Source organism: Mesorhizobium sp. M1004 (assembly GCF_040318795.1).
Lineage (GTDB): Bacteria > Pseudomonadota > Alphaproteobacteria > Rhizobiales > Rhizobiaceae > Mesorhizobium.
The window spans coordinates 16,352-37,589 of sequence record NZ_JAMYNB010000029.1 but is presented as its reverse complement, the minus strand read 5'-3'; the positions used below and the strand labels follow the sequence as shown (position 1 = coordinate 37,589).

At 63.4% G+C, this 21,238-nt stretch carries 14 protein-coding genes; 3 read left to right on the top strand and 11 right to left on the bottom strand.

All coding sequences use genetic code 11. The features are described from left to right. Positions 1-144: 144 nt before the first annotated feature. The 11 genes from NKH54_RS31725 to NKH54_RS31675 all read right to left on the bottom strand — a co-directional run bounded on the left by NKH54_RS31725 (position 145) and on the right by NKH54_RS31675 (position 18,261). Positions 145-1,737, bottom strand: coding sequence for a peptide ABC transporter substrate-binding protein (locus NKH54_RS31725; protein WP_023670734.1), 1,593 nt, complete (start codon positions 1,735-1,737; stop codon positions 145-147). Between the two features lie 415 nt (positions 1,738-2,152). After that, positions 2,153-3,802 (bottom strand): beta-galactosidase BglA, encoded by a 1,650-nt coding sequence (bglA, locus tag NKH54_RS31720; protein WP_023821045.1) that lies wholly within the window; start codon positions 3,800-3,802, stop codon positions 2,153-2,155. After that, entirely contained in the window at positions 3,802-5,802 is a 2,001-nt protein-coding gene (gene glgX, locus NKH54_RS31715; RefSeq protein WP_023821044.1) for a glycogen debranching protein GlgX, read from the bottom strand. Before glgX ends, bglA begins: the two co-directional genes overlap by 1 nt. A gap of 157 nt (positions 5,803-5,959) precedes the next feature. Continuing rightward, positions 5,960-7,588, bottom strand: a complete 1,629-nt coding sequence (locus NKH54_RS31710; protein ID WP_023752773.1) for an alpha-D-glucose phosphate-specific phosphoglucomutase — start codon at positions 7,586-7,588, stop codon at positions 5,960-5,962. Between the two features lie 3 nt (positions 7,589-7,591). After that, positions 7,592-9,037, bottom strand: a complete 1,446-nt coding sequence (gene glgA / locus NKH54_RS31705) for a glycogen synthase GlgA (protein WP_023821043.1) — start codon at positions 9,035-9,037, stop codon at positions 7,592-7,594. A gap of 19 nt (positions 9,038-9,056) precedes the next feature. After that, positions 9,057-10,322 (bottom strand): glucose-1-phosphate adenylyltransferase, encoded by a 1,266-nt coding sequence (glgC, locus tag NKH54_RS31700; RefSeq protein ID WP_353029683.1) that lies wholly within the window; start codon positions 10,320-10,322, stop codon positions 9,057-9,059. Between the two features lie 83 nt (positions 10,323-10,405). Then, positions 10,406-12,619 carry a 1,4-alpha-glucan branching protein GlgB gene (gene glgB, locus NKH54_RS31695; RefSeq protein WP_353029682.1) on the bottom strand — a complete coding sequence of 738 codons (2,214 nt, stop codon included), beginning with the start codon at positions 12,617-12,619 and terminating at the stop codon, positions 10,406-10,408. 70 nt (positions 12,620-12,689) lie between these two features. Then, a complete protein-coding gene (locus NKH54_RS31690; protein ID WP_023742687.1) occupies positions 12,690-15,152 on the bottom strand; it encodes a glycogen/starch/alpha-glucan phosphorylase in 2,463 nt (820 codons plus the stop codon). Between the two features lie 140 nt (positions 15,153-15,292). Next, entirely contained in the window at positions 15,293-16,075 is a 783-nt protein-coding gene (locus tag NKH54_RS31685) for an ATP-binding cassette domain-containing protein (RefSeq protein WP_023670726.1), read from the bottom strand. Next, on the bottom strand, positions 16,072-17,133 hold the full coding sequence (locus NKH54_RS31680; protein WP_023670725.1) for an ABC transporter permease: 1,062 nt from the start codon (positions 17,131-17,133) through the stop codon (positions 16,072-16,074). The genes NKH54_RS31685 and NKH54_RS31680 overlap by 4 nt, the downstream gene beginning before the upstream one ends. Positions 17,134-17,283: 150 nt before the next feature. Further along, positions 17,284-18,261, bottom strand: a complete 978-nt coding sequence (locus tag NKH54_RS31675) for a sugar ABC transporter substrate-binding protein (RefSeq protein ID WP_081725578.1) — start codon at positions 18,259-18,261, stop codon at positions 17,284-17,286. Between the two features lie 264 nt (positions 18,262-18,525). On the opposite strand from NKH54_RS31675, the gene NKH54_RS31670 reads away from it, so the two are divergent. From NKH54_RS31670 to NKH54_RS31660, 3 genes are read left to right on the top strand one after another with little or no spacing between them, the layout of a single operon-like run. Continuing rightward, positions 18,526-19,752: an ROK family transcriptional regulator gene (locus NKH54_RS31670; protein ID WP_353029681.1), complete on the top strand. Its 1,227-nt coding sequence runs from the start codon at positions 18,526-18,528 to the stop codon at positions 19,750-19,752. Next, the gene (locus NKH54_RS31665; protein WP_023715700.1) at positions 19,753-20,199 is read left to right on the top strand and encodes an RbsD/FucU family protein; all 447 of its coding nucleotides are present in this window, start codon (positions 19,753-19,755) and stop codon (positions 20,197-20,199) included. After that, entirely contained in the window at positions 20,196-21,119 is a 924-nt protein-coding gene (locus NKH54_RS31660; RefSeq protein ID WP_023684582.1) for a carbohydrate kinase family protein, read from the top strand. Before NKH54_RS31665 ends, NKH54_RS31660 begins: the two co-directional genes overlap by 4 nt. Positions 21,120-21,238 lie beyond the last annotated feature (119 nt).

The following is a 21,238-nucleotide window of genomic DNA, read 5'->3' as shown; positions in this document are numbered from 1 at the left end:
CGCTCTGTTTTTTTTTCTACTCCCCCCCCCCCCCCCCCCCCCCTCACCACCCCACCCCCCCTCCCCCCCGGCGCGCCCCCCCCCCCCCCCCCCCCCCCCCCCCCCCCCCCCCGGGCCCCCCCCCGGTCCAGTCAAGGATGATTATCAGTCCTTGGAGACGAAGCGGGACGGATGGATGTCCATCACATTGTCATCGAAGCCATGCAGCTTCGAGGAAACGATATCGTGGAAGCTGTAGTAGAGAAGCGGAATGTTGCCGACGTCATCGACAAGGATGCGCTCGGCCTCAGTGAGGTCCTTCATGCGCTCTTCCGGCTTGCCGCCGGCAGCCGCGGCCTTGTCCATGGCCGCCTCATATGCCGGGCTGACGTAGTTCGAATAGTTGTTGCCGCTGGCCTTGCGGGTGATGCCGAGGAAGGTCTCGGGATCCTTGTAGTCGGCGATCCAGGCGGCACGCGCCACGTCGTAGTTGCCCTTCTGCTCGAGGAAGGAATAGTGGGTCTTGGTATCGGTGTTGAGCAGCGTGATCTCGACGCCAAGCGGCTTCAACTGTTCCTGGATGGCAACCGCGGTGTTCTTGTGGTTTTCCGAGGTGTTGTAGCGGATCTCCATCTTCAGCGGATGCTCGGGCGTATAGCCGAGTTTCTCAAGGATCTTCTTGGCGGCGTCCTCGCGGTCGATCTGCGGCATGTCGGCGTATTTGGCCATTGCCGGCGTGTAGCCGGCGATGCCCGGAGGCACCATCGAATAGCCAGGCAGCATGGAATTCTGCCAGACCTTTTCGGCCAGGAAGTCGCGGTCGATAGCCATCGAGATGGCGTTGCGCAGCTCGACATTGTCCCAGGGCGCCTTGTCGGTCTTGATCGCGTAATAATAGGTGCCGAGATACGGTCCGACGCGGACCTGATCGCCGAACTTGGTCTTGAGGTCAGCGAGCTGTTCGGTCGGCAGGTCGCCGTAGCTGTCGAGTTCGCCTGCCTCGAAGCGCTTCATCGCCGAAGAGCGGTCTTCGGTCGGGATGTAGTTGACGACGTCCATCTTGACGGTCGCGGCATCCCAGAATTTCGGATTCTTGACCAGCTTCATGTGGTCGTTGGGAATCCACTCGGCCAATGTATAGGCGCCGTTCGAAACGAGATTGCCCGCCTTGATCCAGTCGGCGCCGAGCTTGTCGATCGAGGCCTTGTTGACCGGGTAGGTAGCCTGGTGGGTCAGCATCTCCAGGAAGTATGGCGTCGGCGCCTTCAGCGTCACTTCCAGGGTGTTGGCGTCGATCGCCTTGACGCCCATGTCCTCGGGCTTGCCTTTCTTGGTGTTGACTTCCTCGGCGTTCTTCACGGGATAGAGCATGGAAGCGTATTCGGCGGCGGTCGCCGGATCCTCCAGCCTACGGAAGGAATAAACGAAGTCGTCCGCCGTCACCGGGCTGCCATCCGACCACAAGCCGTCCTTGCGCAGCTTGAAGGTGTAGACGGTGCCGTCATCAGATACCGTCCAGCTTTCGGCGGCGCCCGGGATGAGGTTCGTCTTCTGATCGTGCATGACCAGTCCCTGGAACAGGTCGCGTATGATATCGGCTTCGTAGACGGTCGAGGTCTTGTGCGGATCGACCGTCTCCGCTTCGGCGGCGCTGCCTCTGTTATAGACGGTCTCGGCAAGGGCCGGCGTCAGGAACGTGCCTGCGGCAAAGGTCATGGTCGCGGCGACAAGCGTCGCCTTCAGCATATTTTTCAGCATGAAGTCTCTCCCTGTGGCGCTGCCCATCGGCTGCGCCTTACGAGTGTTGACGCCCCGGAACCGATTTCTGGCCCCTTCGAGCGCGCCGCCGGTTCCCGTTCCGGCAGCTGGTGGCAGGAGACTAGACAGACGGAAATATTATTTCAACCGAGTCTTGCTTGACGCTAAGTGAGCATCCTCACCTTAAACCAGCCATAGCTAATCTATATTACAAGGTCCAATTGGGTGCAGCTTGTGGTTGTCCTGTATGGGTTTTGCCCTCAGCAGTTGTCATTAGCGCAACCATCTGGAACCATTCCAGGAATGCAGTTCGTGGCCAAGCTCAACGAAAGTACCTAAGAAGCCCGAATGGAAAACGTGGCGCCGGTTGCGCGGATCATGATCTTTTTTGAAGCCGGACGGCGTCCCTGAAAGATCAGCCTACCTTGCCGACAAACCAGCCCAGGGCCGGCAGCAACAGCCCCTCCTCCTGCAGGACGGCACCGCCACCCAGGGCGATCGCCTCGACAAGCTGGAGATCCGGCGGCAGTCGCCAGTCGGCCGGCTTGTCGGCGAAATTGAAGACGCAGAGCAATATCTCGTCCTCGCCCTGCCGGATGAAGGCAAGGACATCGCCGTCGGTATCGAGAAAGCGGATCGGGCCCTTGACCAGCGCCAGATGCGCCTTGCGCAAGGCGAGCATCGTCCGGTAGCCGGCGAGCACGGACTTGTCGTCGGCGTTCTGGATATCGACCGCCCGAGCGCGGTGGCTTTCCGGCACCGGCAGCCAGGGTTTTCCCGAGGAAAACCCGGCATTGTCGGCGCCCGCTTCCCAGACCATCGGTGTGCGGCAGCCGTCCCTGCCCTTTACCCCCGGCCAGAAACGGATGCCGACGGGATCGCGCAGATCCTCGAAGGTCAGTTCCGCCTCCTCCAGCCCAAGCTCTTCGCCTTGGTAGAGACAGATCGAGCCCCGCAGGCAGGAGAGCAAAGCGATAGCGAATGTCGCCACCGCATCTGGATCGCCGCCCGGCCGCGTCCAGCGGCTGACATGGCGCACGACATCGTGGTTGGAGAACGCCCAGCAGACCCAGCCGTCGGCGACAGCTGCCTCGAAGGCCTCGACGCAGCCGCGCACATGGGCGGCTGAGAATTGCGGGCCGAGCAGGTCGAAGGTGTAGCACATGTTGAGCTTGTCGCCGCCGGATGTGTAGGCGGCCAGCGTCTGCAGCGAGCGGCCTTCGTCGCCGACCTCGCCGACACTGGCGCGGCCGTCATATTCGTCGAGCAAAGCGCGGAAGCGCCTGAGGAAATCGAGGTTTTCCGGTTGCGTCTTGTCGAACAGGTGCTCCTGGAAGAGATAGGTGTTGGTTTCGCCGTTGGTGCCGGCGACGCTCGACGCCAGCGGCGGGTTGCTGCGCAGCCAGCGGTCGTGGACATAGTAGTTGACCGTATCCAGGCGGAAGCCGTCGACGCCGCGCTCGAGCCAGAACCGCACCGTCTGCAACAACGCGTCTTGAACCTCAGGATTGTGGAAGTTGAGGTCCGGCTGCGAGGCGAGGAAATTGTGCATGTAGTATTGCCGGCGGGTCGCGTCCCACTCCCAGGCCGGGCCGCCGAAGACCGACAGCCAGTTGTTGGGCGCGTTGCCGTCCGGCCTGGTGTCGGCCCAGACATACCAGTCAGCCTTGGGATTATCCTTGCTGGCACGGCTCTCTACAAACCATTCGTGCTTGTCGGAGGAGTGCGACAACACCTGATCGATGATCACCTTCAGGCCGAGCCTGTGCGCCTCGGCAACCAGCGCGTCAAAGTCGTCGAGCGTGCCGAACATCGGATCGACCGCCTGATAGTCGGAGACGTCGTAGCCCATATCGGCCATTGGCGATTTGAAGAAGGGCGACAGCCAGACGGCGTCGACGCCGAGCGAGGCGACGTGCGCCAGCCGTGAGGTGATGCCTGAGAGGTCGCCGCTGCCGTCGCCGGTGGTGTCCTGGAAGGAGCGAGGATAGATCTGGTAGATGACGCAGCCGCGCCACCAGTCGGCGCTCTGTTCGGGTCCCGGCTGGGCATTGTCGTCGGCCATCACGGACCCTTCCTGGCGCGGGCCTTTGCGGTCCGGCGCTCGATCATGAAACTGACACTGCGGCCGGGCAGCGGCCACGCGAGGTCGACCGCTTGCGCTTCAACACCCGGCTGCCATTCAAACCCTTGCCGCGCGGGCAGCGTGAAGACGCATTGGCGGCGATCGCCATTGACGATCACAGCCAGGCGGCCTTCCCCGCCATCGCCGAGCAGCATGACGAGGCGATGGCGCGAGCCATCGTTCCAGTCGGCTTCGCCGAGCGGCGCGCCGGTCTCGGTCAGCCACGCGACGTCGGGCACATCAGAACCGTCCGGCGGCTCTCCGGTCAGGAAGCGCGTATCGGAAAGCGCCGGCACCGCGCCGCGCAGAGCTGCGAGCGCCGACACATGGGCTTCCAGCCCGACGTCGCGCCCGGCCCAGTCGAGCCAGGTGATGGCGTTGTCCTGCGCATAGGCGTTGTTGTTGCCCCCTTGCGTGCGGCCGAATTCATCGCCCGCCGTCAGCATGATGGTGCCGCGCGAGGCAAACAGAGTGGCGAGCAGCGCGAAGCGATCATGGGAACGGGCCTCGGCAATCGCCTTGTCCGAGGTTTCGCCCTCGACGCCGTTGTTCCAGGACAGGTTCTCATTGTGGCCGTCGCGGTTCTTCTCGCCATTGGCCTGGTTGTGCTTGGCTTCATAGGCGACGATATCGGTCAGCGTCATGCCATCGTGTGCGGCGATGAAGTTGACCGTGCGGCTGGCGGATTGGCCCTCCCTGCCGAACACATCGGAGGAGCCGGCGAGCCTTGTCGCCAGCGCACCGACCGCGCCGGCATCGCCGCGCCAGAAGCGCCTGACGTCGTCGCGGTAGCGGTCGTTCCATTCGAGGTAAGGCGGCCGGAAATTGCCGAGCTGATAGCCATTCGGGCCGATGTCCCACGGCTCGGCGATCAGCACCCTATCGGCAAGCAGAGGATCGCCAGCGATGGTCTCGAGCAACGGGGCCGCCGGATCGAATACGCCAGCGACGCGGCCGAGGACCGGCGTCAGGTCGAAGCGGAAACCGTCGACGCCGGCATGGCGGACGAAATGGCGTAGCGTGTCGAGTACCATGTCGCGAACGACCGGATGATCGCAGGCAATGGTATTGCCGGTGCCGGTATCGTTGGCCAACCTGCCGTCCGGCTCGCTGCGGTAGTAGGCTTGATTGTCGAGGCCGCGCAGCGACAGCGTCGGCCCGAGCCGGTCACTTTCGCCGGTATGATTGAAGACGAGATCGAGGATGGTGCCAATGCCAGCCTTGCGCAGCACCCCCGCCGTATCGCGCAATTCGGCGAGGCCGCCCGGCGCCAGCCGCGGATCGAGCGCCATGAAGGTGACTGGGTTGTAGCCCCATGCGTTGCTGAGGCCGAGCGGCGGTAGATGGCGCTCATCGATCCATGCCGTCACGGGCATCAGCTCAACGGCGGAGACGCCGATCTTTCTGAGGTGTTCGAGGATGGCCGGATGCGCAAGTGCCGCAATGGTGCCGCGCTGCGCTTGGGGCACGTCCGGATGCAGTCTGGTGAAGGAACGGACATTGAGTTCGTAGATCAGACCGCCCGGCTGGAACAAAGGCGCCTTGGCCGGCAGCGGCTTGGGTAGCGCGCGGGCGACGGTCTTCGGCATCAGCGGCGCGGTATCGGTGCCTTCGTTGCGCCGGGCGGCAAGCCGCCAATGATGCTGGTAGGGCCGGTCTATCTCGACAGCGTAGGGATCAGTGAGCAGCTTGTCGGGATCGAACCACAGCCCGCGCTCCGGCGCATATTCGCCGTCGGCGCGAAAGCCGTAGCGCGTACCCGCGGCAAGGCCGGCGACGAACAGCGCATGGACGCTCTCGCCTTCCGGCTGAAGTTCGAGCCGGTCGATTTCACGGGCGCCGGTGTCGTCGAAGATCGACACCCACAGGCGCCGCGCGGACGACGACCAGGCGGCGAAGCGGATGCCTTCGGGAGTGACCGTTGCGCCGAGCTGGGTCATCGGCGCATCCTCCACCCTCCCCCTTGTGGGGAGGGTCGCGAACGAAGTGAGCGGGGTGGGGGTCGGCGCGGGGAAAGCGCTTTACGAGCACCCCCAACCCGATCCGCTGCGCGGATCGACCCTCCCCACAAGGGCGAGGGTAAAGACGTCACCACCCTCAAGTAATCACGCTCGGCTTGTTGCGCCCGGTGTGGCTCTTGATCCCGGCGATATCATCGGCAGCCGCGATCAGGTCGGCGAGCGCCTCTTGCGTGTCGAGATCATGCCGCGCTCTGTCCGGCTCGTAGCGCTCGATGTATACGCGCAGCGTAGCACCCGACGTGCCGGTGCCGGACAAACGAAACACGACACGCGAGCCGCCTTCGAACAGGATGCGGATGCCCTGGTTCTTGCTCACCGAACCGTCGACCGGATCGTGATAGGCGAAGTCGTCGGCATTGGCGATCTTCAGGCCGCGCACGCTGGTGCCGGGCAGCGAGGTCAGCTTGGCGCGCAACTCGTCGACCAGGGCGTTGGCGCGCTCGGTTTCGACCTCCTCATAGTCATGACGTGAATAGTAATTGCGGCCGTAGGTCGCCCAATGTTCGGTGACGACGTCCTTGCAGCTTTCGCCGCGCACGGCCAGGATGTTCAGCCACAACAGCACCGCCCACAGCCCGTCCTTTTCACGGACATGGTTCGAGCCGGTGCCGGCGCTTTCCTCGCCGCAGATCGTTGCCATGCCGGCATCGAGCAGATTGCCGAAGAACTTCCAACCGGTCGGCGTTTCGTAGATGCCGATGCCGAGCTGTTCGGCGACGCGGTCGGCAGCGCCGCTGGTCGGCATCGAGCGGGCGATGCCTTTGAGGCCGTCCTTGTAGCCCGGCGCCAATTGCGCATTGGCGGCAAGCATGGCCACCGAATCCGACGGGGTGACGAAAATGCCCTTGCCGATGATGAGATTGCGGTCACCGTCGCCGTCGGAAGCGGCGCCGAAATCGGGCGCATCCGGTCCCATCATCTCGTCATAGAGATGCTTGGCGTGGACCAGGTTCGGATCCGGGTGATGGCCGCCAAAATCCGGCAGCGGCTTGTAGTTGCGGCAGGTGCCATTCTCCGCGCCGAGCCGGCGCTCGAGGATTTCCTTGGCATACGGGCCGGTGACCGCATGCATGGCGTCGAAGCGCATGCGGAAGCCGTATTTGAAATTGGCGCGGATGGCGTCGAAGTCGAACAGGCTCTCCATCAATTCGGCATAGTCGGTGACCGGGTCGATAATCTCGACCGCCATGCCGCCGGCGGTCACCGTGCCGATCTTGTCGATGTCGATCTGGTCGATGTCGGCGGTCTTGAAGCTCGAAATCGTCTTGGTCTTTTCGAAGATCGCGTCGGTCAGCTTTTCCGGCGCCGGGCCGCCATTGCCGGCATTGTACTTGATGCCGAAATCCTCGTGCGGGCCGCCCGGATTGTGACTGGCCGACAGGATGATGCCGCCGAAGGTCTTGTATTTGCGGATGACATGCGACGCCGCCGGCGTCGACAATATGCCGCCCTGCCCGACCATCACCTTGCCGAAGCCGTTGGCCGCCGCCATGGCGATGGCCTTCTGGATGACCTCGCGGTTGTAGAAGCGGCCGTCGCCGCCGATCACCAGCGTCTTACCCTCAAAGCCCTCCAGCGCGTCGAAGATCGACTGGATGAAGTTCTCGGCATAGTGCTCCTGCTGAAAGACAGGCACCTTCTTGCGCAGTCCGGACGTGCCGGGTTTCTGGTCGAGATAGGGTTTGGTGGCGACGGTCCGGATCATGCTTCAGGCAACCCTTTTCGAAAGCAGCAGGCGGTAGAGTTCAACGTATTTGTCGGCGCTCTTGTCCCAGGAGACATCGGCCTTCATGCCCTGGCGCTGGATCTGTTCCCAGACGGCCGGGCTCGAATGCGCATCGACCAGCCGGCGGATGGCGTGCAGCATGGCGCCGCCACTATTGGGCGCGAACTGGAAGCCGGTGGCTACACCGGCCGAGATCGCTGCTTCATTGGCGTCGATGATGGTGTCGGCAAGGCCGCCGGTGCGGGCGACGACCGGCACGCAGCCATAGCGTAGGCCGTAAAGCTGGGTCAGCCCGCAAGGCTCGAAGCGCGATGGGATGACGATGGCGTCGCAGCCGCCCTGCATGGTGTGGGAAAGCCCCTCGTCATAGCCGACGACGACGCCGACACGGCCGCGATGGCGGGCGGTGGCAGCCAGCAGCGCGCCTTCCAGGCCGGCGTCGCCTGAGCCGAGGATCGCCAGCCGCGCGCCGGTGGCGACGACGCCGTCGACCACAGCCGCCAGTATGTCCATGCCCTTCTGCCAGGTCAGCCGGCTGACGACGCAGACGATCGGACTGTCGTCGCGCTCGAGGCTGAAGCGGTCCTCGACAACCGCCCGGTTGGAAAGCCGAGCCTTGAGCGTCGCGGCGGAGTAGGCCGACACCAGATGCTTGTCGGTCTCCGGGTTCCAGATGTCGGTGTCGATCCCGTTGACGATGCCGTAGAGGTCGGAAGAGCGCATGTTGATCAGGCCGTCGAGGCCCATGCCGAATTCCGGCGAGCGGATTTCCTGGGCATAGGTGGGGCTCACCGTGGTGATCGCCCAGGCCGCCTGCAGGCCGGCCTTGAGGAAGCCGACGCCGCCATAGTATTCTACGCCGTCGAGCGCCATCGCCGCGGCCGGCAAGCCGAGCTCGCCAAAAATGCCGGCGCCGAACTGACCCTGGAAGGCAAGGTTGTGAACCGTGATCAGCGACGGCACGCCGACCGCCTTGCCGTAGCGCATATAGGCCAGCGTCATCGCCGACTGCCAGTCATGGGCGTGGACGAGATCCGGCTGGTAGCCGGAAATGGCGCCGCCGGCGATATCGCCACCGACCTGGCTGAGCGCAGCAAAACGCCGCCAATTGTCGGGCCAATCGGCGCCGGCCGCATTGCCGTAAGGGCCGCCGGGACGGTCGTAGAGATGCGGCGCGTCGAGCACGAACAGGTCGAGCCCGGCGATCTTGACGGCATGGACCGAAGCCTTGCCGCCCTGCAGCAGCGGGTATTGGTAGACAGCCTTCTTTTTCTTGAAGGCGTCCATCACCTGGGGAAAGCCGGGGATGAGCGTGCGCATGGTCACGCCCTTGGCGGCCAGCGCGATCGGCAATGCGCCGGTCACGTCGGCAAGTCCGCCGGTCTTGATCAGCGGGAATATCTCGGGCGTGACCGAAAGAACCTGCATGCGTTTATGGTACCCCGTCTTACAGCTTCAGCTTGTCGATCATGTCCTGCGTGACCAGGCAGATGCCCTTTTCCGAAACCCGGAAACGCTTGGCGTCGAGAACAGGGTCTTCGCCAACCACCAGCCCTTCCGGTATCCTTACACCGTGGTCGATGACGACGCGCTTCAACTTTGCGTTCCGGCCGACATGAACGTCGGGCAGCATGACGACCTCTTCCAGCGTCGAATAGGAGTTGATGCGCGCGCCGGTGAAGATCAGGCTGCGCTTCAGCGAAGCACCCGAGACGATGCAATCGCCTGAGACCAGCGAGGAGACGGCCGAACCGCGCCGGCCATCCTCGTCATGCACGAACTTTGCCGGCGGCTTCAATTCGGCATAGGTCCAGATCGGCCAGTCGCGGTCGTAGAGGTCGAGTTCGGGAGTGATGTCGGTCAGGTCGATATTGGCTTCCCAGTAGGCGTCGACCGTGCCGACATCGCGCCAATAGGCTTCGTTCTCGGCCGTCGAGCGCACGCAGGACTTGGCGAAACGGTGCGCGATCGCCTTACCGTGCTGTACGATGTAGGGGATGATGTCCTTGCCGAAGTCGCGGCTTGAACCCGGCTCGGCGGCATCGCGGCGCAGCTGCTCCATCAGGAACTTGGTCTTGAAGACATAGATGCCCATCGAAGCCAGCGCGAATTTCGGCTTGTCGGGAATGCCGGGCGGGTCGGCGGGCTTTTCGACGAACGCGATGATGTTGTCCTTGCCGTCGACATGCATGACACCGAAGCCGGTCGCTTCCAAGCGCGGCACTTCCAGGCAACCGACAGTGACGTCGGCATTGGCATCGACGTGCTGGCGCAGCATCAGCTCGTAGTCCATCTTGTAGATATGGTCGCCGGCCAGGATCACCATATATTCAGGGCCATAGGCCTCGATGATGTCGATGTTCTGGTAGACGGCGTCGGCGGTGCCTTCATACCACTGGGTTTCCGAGACACGCTGGGAGGCCGGCAGGATGTCGAAGCTTTCGTTCCGCTCCGGGCGCAGGAAGTTCCAGCCGCGCTGCAGGTGGCGGATCAGCGAATGCGCCTTGTACTGGGTGGCGACACCGAGGCGGCGGATGCCGGAATTCAGCGCATTGGACAGCGCGAAATCGATGATGCGCGTCTTGCCGCCGAAATAGACAGCCGGCTTGGCCCTGCGGTCGGTCAATTCCTTGAGCCGGCTGCCGCGGCCGCCGGCCAGCACATAGGCCATGGCATCGCGCGCCAGCGGCTGGGTTCTCTTCAAGTCTGCCATCTTTACCCTCCCAAATTACCAGTCTGGAGCATCGCCCGGTCCGCAACGAGTCGACGGACCTAATCCGAAACGAGTTGACGGACCTAGTCCGCAACGAGTTCAAGCATGATCGTCGACAGCGGCGGCAAAAGCATCGTTGCCGAAATGCCTCCTCCTTCCGCCCTGGCTTCGACCACACCGCCATTGCCCTTGCCCGAACCACCGTAGTCCGAAGCGTCGGTGTTGATGATTTCGCGCCATTTGCCGACCTTGGGCAATGGCACGCGATAATTGTCGCGCGGCACTGGCGTGAAGTTGGAAATGACGGCGATCGGGTTGCCGCCGGGCGCGCTGCGCAGCCAGGCGAAGACCGAATTTTCCTTGTCGTCGACGATCAGCCAGGAGAAGCCGTCCGGCTCGCAGTCGCGCGCATGCAGCGCCGGGCGCGAGCGGTAGAGATAGTTGAGGTCGCGCACCGTCTGCCAGACGCCGCGATGCGGGTGGAAGTCGAGCAGGTTCCAGTCGAGCGCGCGCGCCTCGCTCCACTCGCGGCGCTGGGCGAATTCCTGGCCCATGAACAACAGCTTCTTGCCGGGATAGCCCCACATGAAGGCATAGAAGGCGCGCAAAGTCGCGAACTTCTGCCAGTCGTCGCCGGCCATCTTGCCGAGCAGCGTGCCCTTGCCGTGCACGACCTCGTCATGGGACAGCGGCAGCACGAAATTCTCGGAGAAAGCGTAGGTCAATCCGAACGTCAGGTCGTTGTGGTGGTGCTTGCGGAAGATCGGCTCCCTGGCGAAATACTCCAGCGTGTCGTGCATGAAGCCCATGTTCCATTTGAAGCCGAAGCCCAGCCCGCCTTCATGCACCGGCGCCGAGACCTTCGGCCATGAGGTCGATTCCTCGGCGATGGTCATCACGCCGGGATGGTGGCCGTAGACCTCCTTGTTCATCTTCTGCAGGAAGGACACCGCTTCGAGGTTTTCGCGGCCGCCTTTCTCGTTGGGAATCCATTCGCCAGCCTTGCGCGAATAATCGAGGTAGAGCATCGAGGCCACTGCATCCACGCGCAAACCGTCGACATGGTATTTCTCGGCCCAGAACAGCGCATTGTTGACCAGGAACGACACCACCTCGCGGCGGCCGAAATTGTAGATCGCGGTGTTCCAGTCGGGATGAAAACCCTTGCGCGGGTCGGCATGCTCATAAAGTGCTGTGCCGTCGAAATTGGCCAGGCCATGCGCGTCGACCGGGAAATGCGCCGGCACCCAGTCGAGGATGACGCCGACGCCGGCGCGGTGCGCACCGTCGACGAAACGGGCGAAGCCGTCGGGGTCGCCGAAGCGCGCCGAGGGGGCATAAAGTCCGGTTGTCTGATAACCCCATGACGGGTCATAGGGATGTTCGGAGATCGGCAGGAACTCGATGTGGGTGAAGCCGGTCTCGACAGCATAGGGGATCAGCTGGTTGGCGAGTTCGTCCCATGGCAGGAAGCTGCCATCATCGTGCTGCTGCCACGAACCGGCATGGACCTCGTAGATCGATATGGCTTCGCGCCGGGGATCGGCCTTTCGCCAGTAATTGCGATGCGCCTCGTCGCCCCATTCATGCGCCGGCGGCACCGCCGTCACTGAGGCTGTGGCCGGGCGCAATTCCGACTTGAAGGCGAACGGATCGGCCTTGAGCGGCAGGCGCACGCCGTCCGGGGCAATGATCTCGTATTTATAGGGGTGGCCGGCGCCGATATCGGGAATGAACAGTTCCCAGATGCCGGTGTCGCGGCGGTCGCGCATCGTATGGCGGCGGCCGTCCCATTCGTTGAAGTCGCCGACCACGGAGACGCGCCTTGCATTGGGCGCCCAGACCGCGAAATGGACGCCCGACGCGCCTTCATGGTCGAGGAGATGGGCGCCGAGCTTGTCGAACAGCCTGAGGTGCGACCCTTGCGCGATATAGTAGTCGTCCATCGGGCCGAGCACCGGGCCGAAGGAATAGGGATCGGTCAGCCACCAGTCGCCGCCGGCATTTTTGGCGAGATACCGCAGCGGCTGGCGCTTCTTGATCGACAGTCTGCCTTCGAAGAAACCGGCGTCGTCGCGCCGCGTGAGTTCGCCGGCGTTCTTGCCGGCCAGCGTGTATGCGGTGACGAACTCGGCATTGGGGACGAAGCAGCGGGCAACCAGGCTCTTGCCGGCATCATGCACGCCCAGGATTGCAAAAGGATCGCCATGCGTGCCGGCAACAATTGCGGCGACATCGCCGGCTGACGCCAGCCCGTCCGACCCGCTCGTCGTCGCGGTCGCGCGCGGTTTCTTCATCAGGCGGTGTCCCTCCCTGGGAACCAGTTCTTGTGCACAAGACCCATTGTCGTGGCCTCATGCAATCATATCAGGCGGGCACGTTCCAGATTTCTTTCGCATATTGGCGGATCGTGCGATCGGAAGAGAACCAGCCGACGCGGGCAACGTTGCGGATAGCGCGCGCGTACCAATCGGGGCTGTTGCGCCAGACGGCGTCGACATCGCGCTGGGCGGCGGCATAGGCGTCGAAATCCGCCGCCACCATGAACCAATCGCTGTTGTAGAGACCGTCGACCAGCTCGCGGTAGCGATCCGGCTGGTCGGGCGAGAACACGCCCGACGATACTGCGGCAACAGCCTGCGCCAATTCAGGGGAGCCCTCGATCACGGCGCGCGGGTTGTAGCCATTGCTGCGCCGCTCGGCGACTTCCGCCGTGCTCAGGCCGAAGATGAAGATGTTGTCGTCGCCGACGCATTCCTTGATCTCGACATTGGCGCCGTCGAGCGTGCCGATGGTCAAGGCGCCGTTCAGCGCGAACTTCATGTTGCCGGTGCCCGACGCCTCCATGCCGGCAGTCGAAATCTGCTCGGACAGGTCGGCGGCCGGCATCATCACCTCGGCCAGGCTGACATTGTAGTTCGGCACGAACACCACTTTCAGCAGCCCGCGCACCGACGGGTCGCTGTTGATGACCTTGGCGACGTCGTTGGCCAGTTTGATGATCAGCTTGGCATTGTGGTAGCTGGGCGCCGCTTTGCCGCCGAAGAATTTGACGCGCGGCATCCAGTCCTGCTCGGGATGCGAGCGGATCTGGTCGTAGAGCGCGATCGCTTCCAGGATGTTGAGCAGCTGGCGCTTGTATTCGTGGATGCGCTTGACTTGGATGTCGAACAGCGCCGACGGGTCGAGCTTGATGCCGAGCCGGTCTGCGACCAGATTGGCGAGCTTGACCTTGTTGGAGCGCTTGACGGCGGCGAACTTGTCGCGGAAGGCGGCGTCGCCGGCAAAGGCTTCGAGCCCCTTGATGGCGTCGATGTCGTCGAGGAAACGGTCCCCGATCGCCGCGCGGGCGAGCGCGGTGAGGCCTGGATTGCACTGGATCAGCCAGCGCCGTGGCGTGATGCCGTTGGTCTTGTTGTTGATGCGGTCGGGATAGAGCTTGTGGAGATCGGCAAACACCGTCTCCTTCATCAGCTCGGTGTGCAACGCCGACACGCCATTGATCGAGTGCGAGCCGACAAAGGCCAGGTTACCCATGCGCACGCGGCGGTCGCCATTTTCCTGGATCAGCGAGATGCGGCTGATCTGCTCGTTTGAGAACTGGTTGGTGGCGCGCGCCTCAAGCAGCACCTGCGCATTGATGGCGTAGACGATCTGCATGTGGCGCGGCAAAAGCCGTTCGAACAGCGGCACCGGCCAGCTTTCCAGCGCTTCGGGCAGCAGCGTGTGGTTGGTGTAGCCGAAGGTGCGCTTGGTGATGTCCCAGGCCTGGTCGAAATCTAGGCCATGGACGTCCATCAGCAGGCGCATCAGCTCTGGCACGGCGATCGCCGGATGGGTGTCATTGAGGTGGATCGCCGCCTTGTCGGGCAGCGAGGCCAGATCGCCATACTGGCTGAGATGGCGCTGGACGATGTCCTGCAGCGACGCGGTGGAGAAGAAATATTCCTGCCGCAGCCGCAGTTCCTGGCCGGCCTTGTGGGAATCGGCGGGGTAAAGCACGCGCGACAAGGCATCGGCCTTGTTGCTTTCGGCCAGCGCGCCGATGTGGTCGCCGGCGTTGAACTTGTCGAGCAGGATCGGATCGACCGGCATGCCGGACCAAAGCCGCAGCGTGTTGACGCGGTTGGCCCGCCAGCCGACCACCGGGGTGTCGTAGGCGACGGCCTGGACATGCTCGGTCGGCTTCCAGACGTGACGTTCGAGCCGGCCATCCTTGGAGGTGATCGATTCCACCGAGCCGCCGAAGCCGACCTCGAAGGCACGCTCCCGCCGCTCGAACTCCCAAGGGTTGCCGTGGTCGAGCCAGGTTTCGGGCAGTTCGACCTGCCAGCCATCATGGATCTCCTGGCGGAACATGCCGTTGGCGTAGCGAATGCCGTAGCCATGCGCGGGAATGTCGACGGTCGCCATGCTTTCCATGAAGCAGGCGGCGAGCCGGCCAAGACCGCCATTGCCGAGCGCTGCATCCGGTTCGAGCCCGGCGATGAGGTCGAGGTCGACGCCCAGCGACTTGAGCGCTTCTCGCATATTGTCCATCAGGCCGAGATTGGAGAAGGCATCGCGCATCAGCCGGCCGATGAGGAATTCGAGCGACAGGTAATAGACGCGCTTTTCCTGCTGGGCGTAGGCCTCCTGCGTCGCCTGCATCCAATGATCGACGATGCGGTCGCGCACGACCTTGATCGAGGCTGTCAGCCAATCATATTGCGTGGCAACGGAGGTGCCTTTGCCGACCCGGTATTTGAGAGCCAGCAAGACTTCGTCGGCCAGCGTCTTGGGATCGGGTATTTCGAGATCGGGGGCTTTGGCTGTCATTGTTCGCGTCATACTGCCTCTCGTGATCGTGCTGCGATCATACCGGCTTTCACTCTCAGTCCCAGCCTATCCTAGTGCATCGCAACATACGTTCAATCGATTTAGACCAGCATGCCGCCGGTCCCCCTGCGGCAATTTATCCGTCGAGCGGATCAGGCAGCGAGTGCAGCCTCCGGCGGAACCTTCGCTCCCGTCATGAAGGCGACGGCGTCGGACATGGTATATTGCTTGGGATCGATGACGCAGAGGCGACGTCCCAGCCGATGAATATGGATACGGTCGGCGACCTCGAAGACATGCGGCATGTTGTGCGAGATCAGCACGATCGGCAGGCCTCGTTTCTTGACGTCGAGGATCAGTTCCAGCACGCGGCGGCTCTCCTTGACGCCGAGTGCCGCGGTCGGCTCGTCCATGATCACCACGCGGCTGCCGAAAGCGGCGGCGCGCGCCACCGCCACGCCCTGACGCTGGCCGCCCGACAGCGTTTCCACCGCCTGGCTGATGTTCTGGATGGTCATCAGGCCAAGCTCGGTCAGCTTGTCGCGGGCGCGCTTTTCCATTGCCGGCCGGTCCAGCATGCGAAGCCAGTCGCCGAGGAAGCCGGGTTTGCGGATCTCGCGGCCGAGGAACATGTTGTCGGCGATCGACAGGGCCGGCGACAAAGCCAGGTTTTGGTAGACCGTCTCGATGCCCGCCTCGCGCGCCTCCATGGGCGATTTAAAAGCGACAGCCTTGCCTTCAAGACGGATCTCGCCTTCGTCGGGCACGGCGGCGCCGGAAATCGCCTTGATCAGCGATGATTTGCCGGCGCCATTGTCTCCGATGACGGCCAGGATTTCGCCGGGGTAGAGGTCGAAGTCGGCATTGTCGAGGGCGGTGACACGGCCATAGCGCTTGATCAAGCCGCGCGCGGTGAGGATGGGTTCCACGGTCATGCCGAAACCTTTCTGATCCATTGGTCGATCGCCACGGCGCCGATGATCAGCACACCGGTGAGCAGCACCTTCCATTGCGGATCGGCGCCCAGCATGTTGAGGCCCATCGAGACGACACCGACGATCATCGCGCCGAAAAGCGTGCCCAGAATTGAGCCGCGCCCGCCGAACAGTGAAATGCCGCCGATCACCGTCGCAGTTATCGCCTGCAGGTTGTAGTCGGTGACGGCGGCTGACGGTGAGATCGAGCCGTTGCGGCCGATGGAAACCCAGGCAGCGAAAGCTGCGATCAACCCGGCAAGGGTGTAGACCGTCATCAACACCTTCTTGGTCTGGATGCCAGACAGCTTCGCCGCCTCCTGATCATCACCAACGGCGTAGACGTGGCGGCCCCAGGCGGTGTGATTGAGCACGTACCAGAGGATCAAAACGAGCACGACCGTGGCGATGACGCCCAGTGTCAGCACCGCCGTGCCGATCTTGAAACTCAGGGCAAAGAGATGCAGCAGCGGCGCCTGGGCGTCGACGTCGGTATCGCGGATCGTCTCGTTGGCCGAATAGATGAAGTTGGTCGCCATGACGATGTTCCAGGTGCCGAGCGTGACGATGAACGGCGGCAGCTTCATGTAGGCGACCAGCAAACCGTTAAGCAGGCCGCAGGCTGCGCCGGCGGCAAGCCCGATGGGCACTGCGAGCACGGCCGGCATGCCGTAGCTGACCGCGCAATTGCCCATGATCACGGCCGAAATCACCATGATCACGCCGATCGAAAGGTCGATGCCGGCGGTCAGGATGACCAGTGTCTGCGCGGCACCGAGGATGCCGACGATGGCGATCTGCTGCAGGATCAACGTCAGCGTATAGGATGAGAAGAAACGCCCGCCAATGGCGATGCCGAAAATTACGATCGACAGGACCAGCACAATCAGCGGCACCGCCGCCGGCGTGGAGTGCAGGAAATGCTGGATGCGCTTGACGGCCGATTTGTGCTCGTCAAAGGCGGCAACGCTTGTGTCGCTGCTCGAGAGAACCTTCTCGAATTCCTGTGCTTGAGCCATGTTTCCTCCCCTGGGCTTCAGCTCCATGCCGATACCCGCTCGCGCCTGTCCGGTCTGCTGCCGGGATTATTCGCGTGACGCATCGTCCACCCGAAGCGGCCGGGGATCAAGCCCCCGGCCGTCAGCTTGTCGCTGGCTGTCAGACAGCCATCAGCCCCAGCACTTGGCGAGGCCTTCCTTGGTGTCGATCGACTTCACGCCATTGGCCGGCTTGTCGGTGACGAGGTTGACGCCGGTGTCGAAGAAGTTCTTGCCTTCGGTCGGCTTAGGCTTGGCGCCGTCCTTGGCGAAGGCGGCGATCGCCTCGATGCCGAGTGCCGCCATCTGCAGCGGGTATTGCTGCGAGGTGGCGCCAATGACGCCTTCGGTCACCGACTTCACACCGGGGCAGCCGCCATCGACCGAGACGATCAGCACCTGGCTTTCAAGCCCGACCGCCTTGAGCGCCTGGTAGGCGCCGACAGCGGCGGGCTCGTTGATGGTGTGGATGACGGTGATCGAGTTGTCCTTCTGCAGAAGGTTTTCCATCGCCTTGCGGCCGCCTTCTTCATTGCCGTTGGTGACGTCGTGCCCGACGATGCGGGCATCGTCCTCATCGCCGATCTTGTTGGGATCCTTCACGTCGATGCCGAAGCCCATCATGAAGCCCTGGTCGCGCAGCACATCCACGGTCGGCTGTGAGGGGGTCAGGTCGAGGAAGCCGATCTTGGCGTCCTTGGCCTTGTCGCCGAGGGTCGCGGCTGCCCAGGCGCCGATCAGTTTGCCGGCTTCCAGATTGTCCGTCGCGAAGGTCGCGTCGGCGGCATCAATCGGGTCCAGCGGGGTATCGAGCGCGATCACCAGCAGGCCGGCGTCACGCGCCTTCTTCACCGTCGGCACGATCCCCTTGGTGTCGGACGCGGTGATCAGGATGCCCTTGGCGCCGTCGGCGATGCAGCTTTCGATCGCCGCTACCTGGCTCTCGCTGTCGCCGTCGATCTTGCCGGCATAGGTCTTGAGGTCGACGCCAAGTTCCTTGGCCTTGGCGGTCGCGCCCTCCTTCATCTTGACGAAGAAAGGGTTGGTGTCGGTCTTGGTGATCAGGCAGGCGCCGACGCCGGCGGCCGATGCTGTCGAAGCAAACGCCATCAGGCCGAGGCCCGCCGCGGCGAACACGGTGGACTTCAATAATGCTTTGGTCACGATCTTCCTCCCATTGAACCATGCGGATGCCGCCAACCGGCATCTCGAGCGCATCCACTGAAGTTCTCCCAGTGTGGACGCGCCCTCAAATGACACCAGCGGGAGCCGCCTGTCAATAATTAAATCACTCTTATTTATTATTGACAGGTTTGAGCGGTTCACTCATTCTGCCGCAAAAGCAGTAAGAATAAACCAAGGGAAGGAACAAGGGTGGAGACCGGCATTGCGAGGCACGGTTCGCCCGAGGCGGCCGCCAGCCGTCTCCACCGTGGCACCAACCAGAGCGGCATGCGCGACCACAATGAGCGGCTGGTGCTGTCGTTGGTTCGCCAGCATGGCAGCTTGGCCAAATCAGACATTGCGCGCATGACCGGGCTTTCAGCGCAGACCGTCTCGGTCATCATGCGCGAACTGGAGGAAGACAGCCTGCTGCTGCGCCAGGCGCCGTTGCGCGGCAAGATCGGCCAGCCCTCCATCCCGATGGCGCTGAACCCCGAAGGCGCCTTCTTCGTCGGCCTCAAGATCGGCCGCCGCAGCGCCGAACTGGTGCTGATCGATTTCCTCGGAACTGTGCGTTCCATGCTGCAGCACTCCTACCGCTATCCGGCGCCGCGCGAGACGGTTGAGTTCGTCACCGAAGGCATGAAGACGATGCGCGCCGAACTGACACCTGCGCAGGACAAGCGCATTGCCGGGCTCGGCATCGCCATGCCGTTCGAACTGTGGAACTGGGCCGACACCGCCGGCGCGCCGCGCGACATCATGGACGAATGGCGCCATCGCGACATCCGTGCCGACATCCAGGCGCAGTGCGAATTCCCGGTCTATCTGCAGAATGACGCCACCTCCGCCTGCGGCGCCGAACTGGTGTTCGGCCAGACCGGCGGGGCGCGCGACTTCGTCTATTTCTATATCGGCGCCTTTGCCGGCGGCGGCATCGTGCTCAACGGCCGGCTGTTCGGCGGGCCAACCGGAAATGCCGGGGCGCTGGGTTCGATGCCGGTGCCGGGGCCGGACGGCAAGCCGACGCAGCTCATCGACGTCGCCTCGATCGCCATGCTGGAAAAGGCGCTTAACGCACGCGGCGTCGAGGCTTCGCATCTGTGGACGTCGCCTGAGGATTGGGGCGAGATCGGTCACGAGCTCGACGACTGGATCGCCAATGCCGCTCAGGCGCTGGCCTATGCCATCGTATCGGCGTCCTCGGTGATCGATTTCGAGGCCGCGGTGATCGACGGCTGGATGCCGCTCGCTGTCCGGCGCCGGCTCGTCGATGCGATCAGGCAGGCGATCGGTACGATCGATGGCGAAGGGCTGAAGCTTCCGGTGGTGCGCGAAGGCACCGTCGGCATCCATGCCCGCGCGCTGGGCGGCGCCAGCCTGCCGCTGTCCGAACGCTTCCTCATCGGTTCGACCACGATTTCCAGGAGCATCTGAATGCTGATCGGTATTCCGTCGCTGCTCGGTCCGGAGCTTCTGGCGACATTGCGCGCCATGGGCCATGGCGACGAGATCGCGCTCGTCGACGGCAACTATCCGGCGGAAGAACAGGCAAACCGGCTGATCCGCGCCGACGGTCTTCACCTCATACCGGTGCTTGACGCCATTTTGAGCGTGCTGCCGGTGGACGACTTCGTGCCGGAAGCGCTGTTTCGTGCCTCGGTAAAAGGCGATCCCTCGGTCGCCGATCCGGTCCACCATGAAATCGAAACGATCTGCACCAGGCGCGCGCCGGGCCGCAAGGTGGTTGCGCTGGCGGGCGCCGACTTCTATGCACGCGTCCGGTCGGCATATGCGATCGTCGCCACCAGCGAACCCCGGCTCTATGCCAACATCATCATCCGCAAGGGCGTGATCTATCCGCCGGAGAACAAGAAATCATGATCCTCTGCTGCGGCGAAGCCCTGATCGACATGCTGCCGCGCACCACGACACAGGGAGAGCCGGCCTTTGCGCCCTATGTCGGCGGCGCGGTGTTCAACACGGCGATCGCGCTTGGCCGCCTCGGCGCGCCCGCCGGCTTCTTTTCCGGCCTGTCGTCGGATCTGTTCGGCGGCCAGTTCCGCGAGGCGCTCGGCGCAAGCAAGGTCAGCTCCACCTATGCGCACACCTCCCCTCGCCCGACCACGCTCGCCTTCGTGCGGCTCACCAACGGCCAGGCGACCTACACTTTCTACGACGAAAACACCGCCGGGCGCATGCTGACGACAGAGGATCTGCCGAAACTGGGCGCCGAGATCGAAGCCATGCTGTTTGGCGCGATCAGCCTGATTTCGGACCCGGCGGGTGCTGCCTACGAAGAATTCATGAAACGCGAGCACGAACGCCGCGTCATGATGCTCGACCCCAACATCCGGCCGAACTTCATCCCCGACAAAGCCAAGCACCTCCGGCGCATCCGCTCGATGATGGCGATGGCCGACATCGTGAAGCTATCGGATGAGGATCTGCACTGGTTCGGCGAGGCCGGCTCGCATGAGGACGTCATCCGCAACTGGCTGGATCGCGGCCCGAAGCTGATCGTCGTTACCCACGGCAGCGAAGGTGCCGTCGGCTACAGCAGGGAACACAAGGTCACGGTGATGCCGCATAAGGTGGAGGTGGTAGACACGGTCGGCGCCGGCGACACTTTCAATGCCGGCATTCTGGCCTCGCTGCACGAGCAAGGCCTGCTCACCAAGGCCGGGATCGGCGGCCTTTCGGAGGACGCCATCCGTCAGGCGCTGGCGCTCGGCGCCAAAGCGGCGGCGGTGACCGTGTCGCGGGCCGGCGCCAACCCGCCCTGGCGGCACGAAATCGCCTGATCCACGCTTAGTCCGCCGCCAGCCGCTGCAAGCAGCCGATCACTTTATGTTTCCGCGAGCCGGAAAGACGCACTGAATCAGCCGGATTAATAGGCGGCGAAGCCCGGATTTCCGGCATC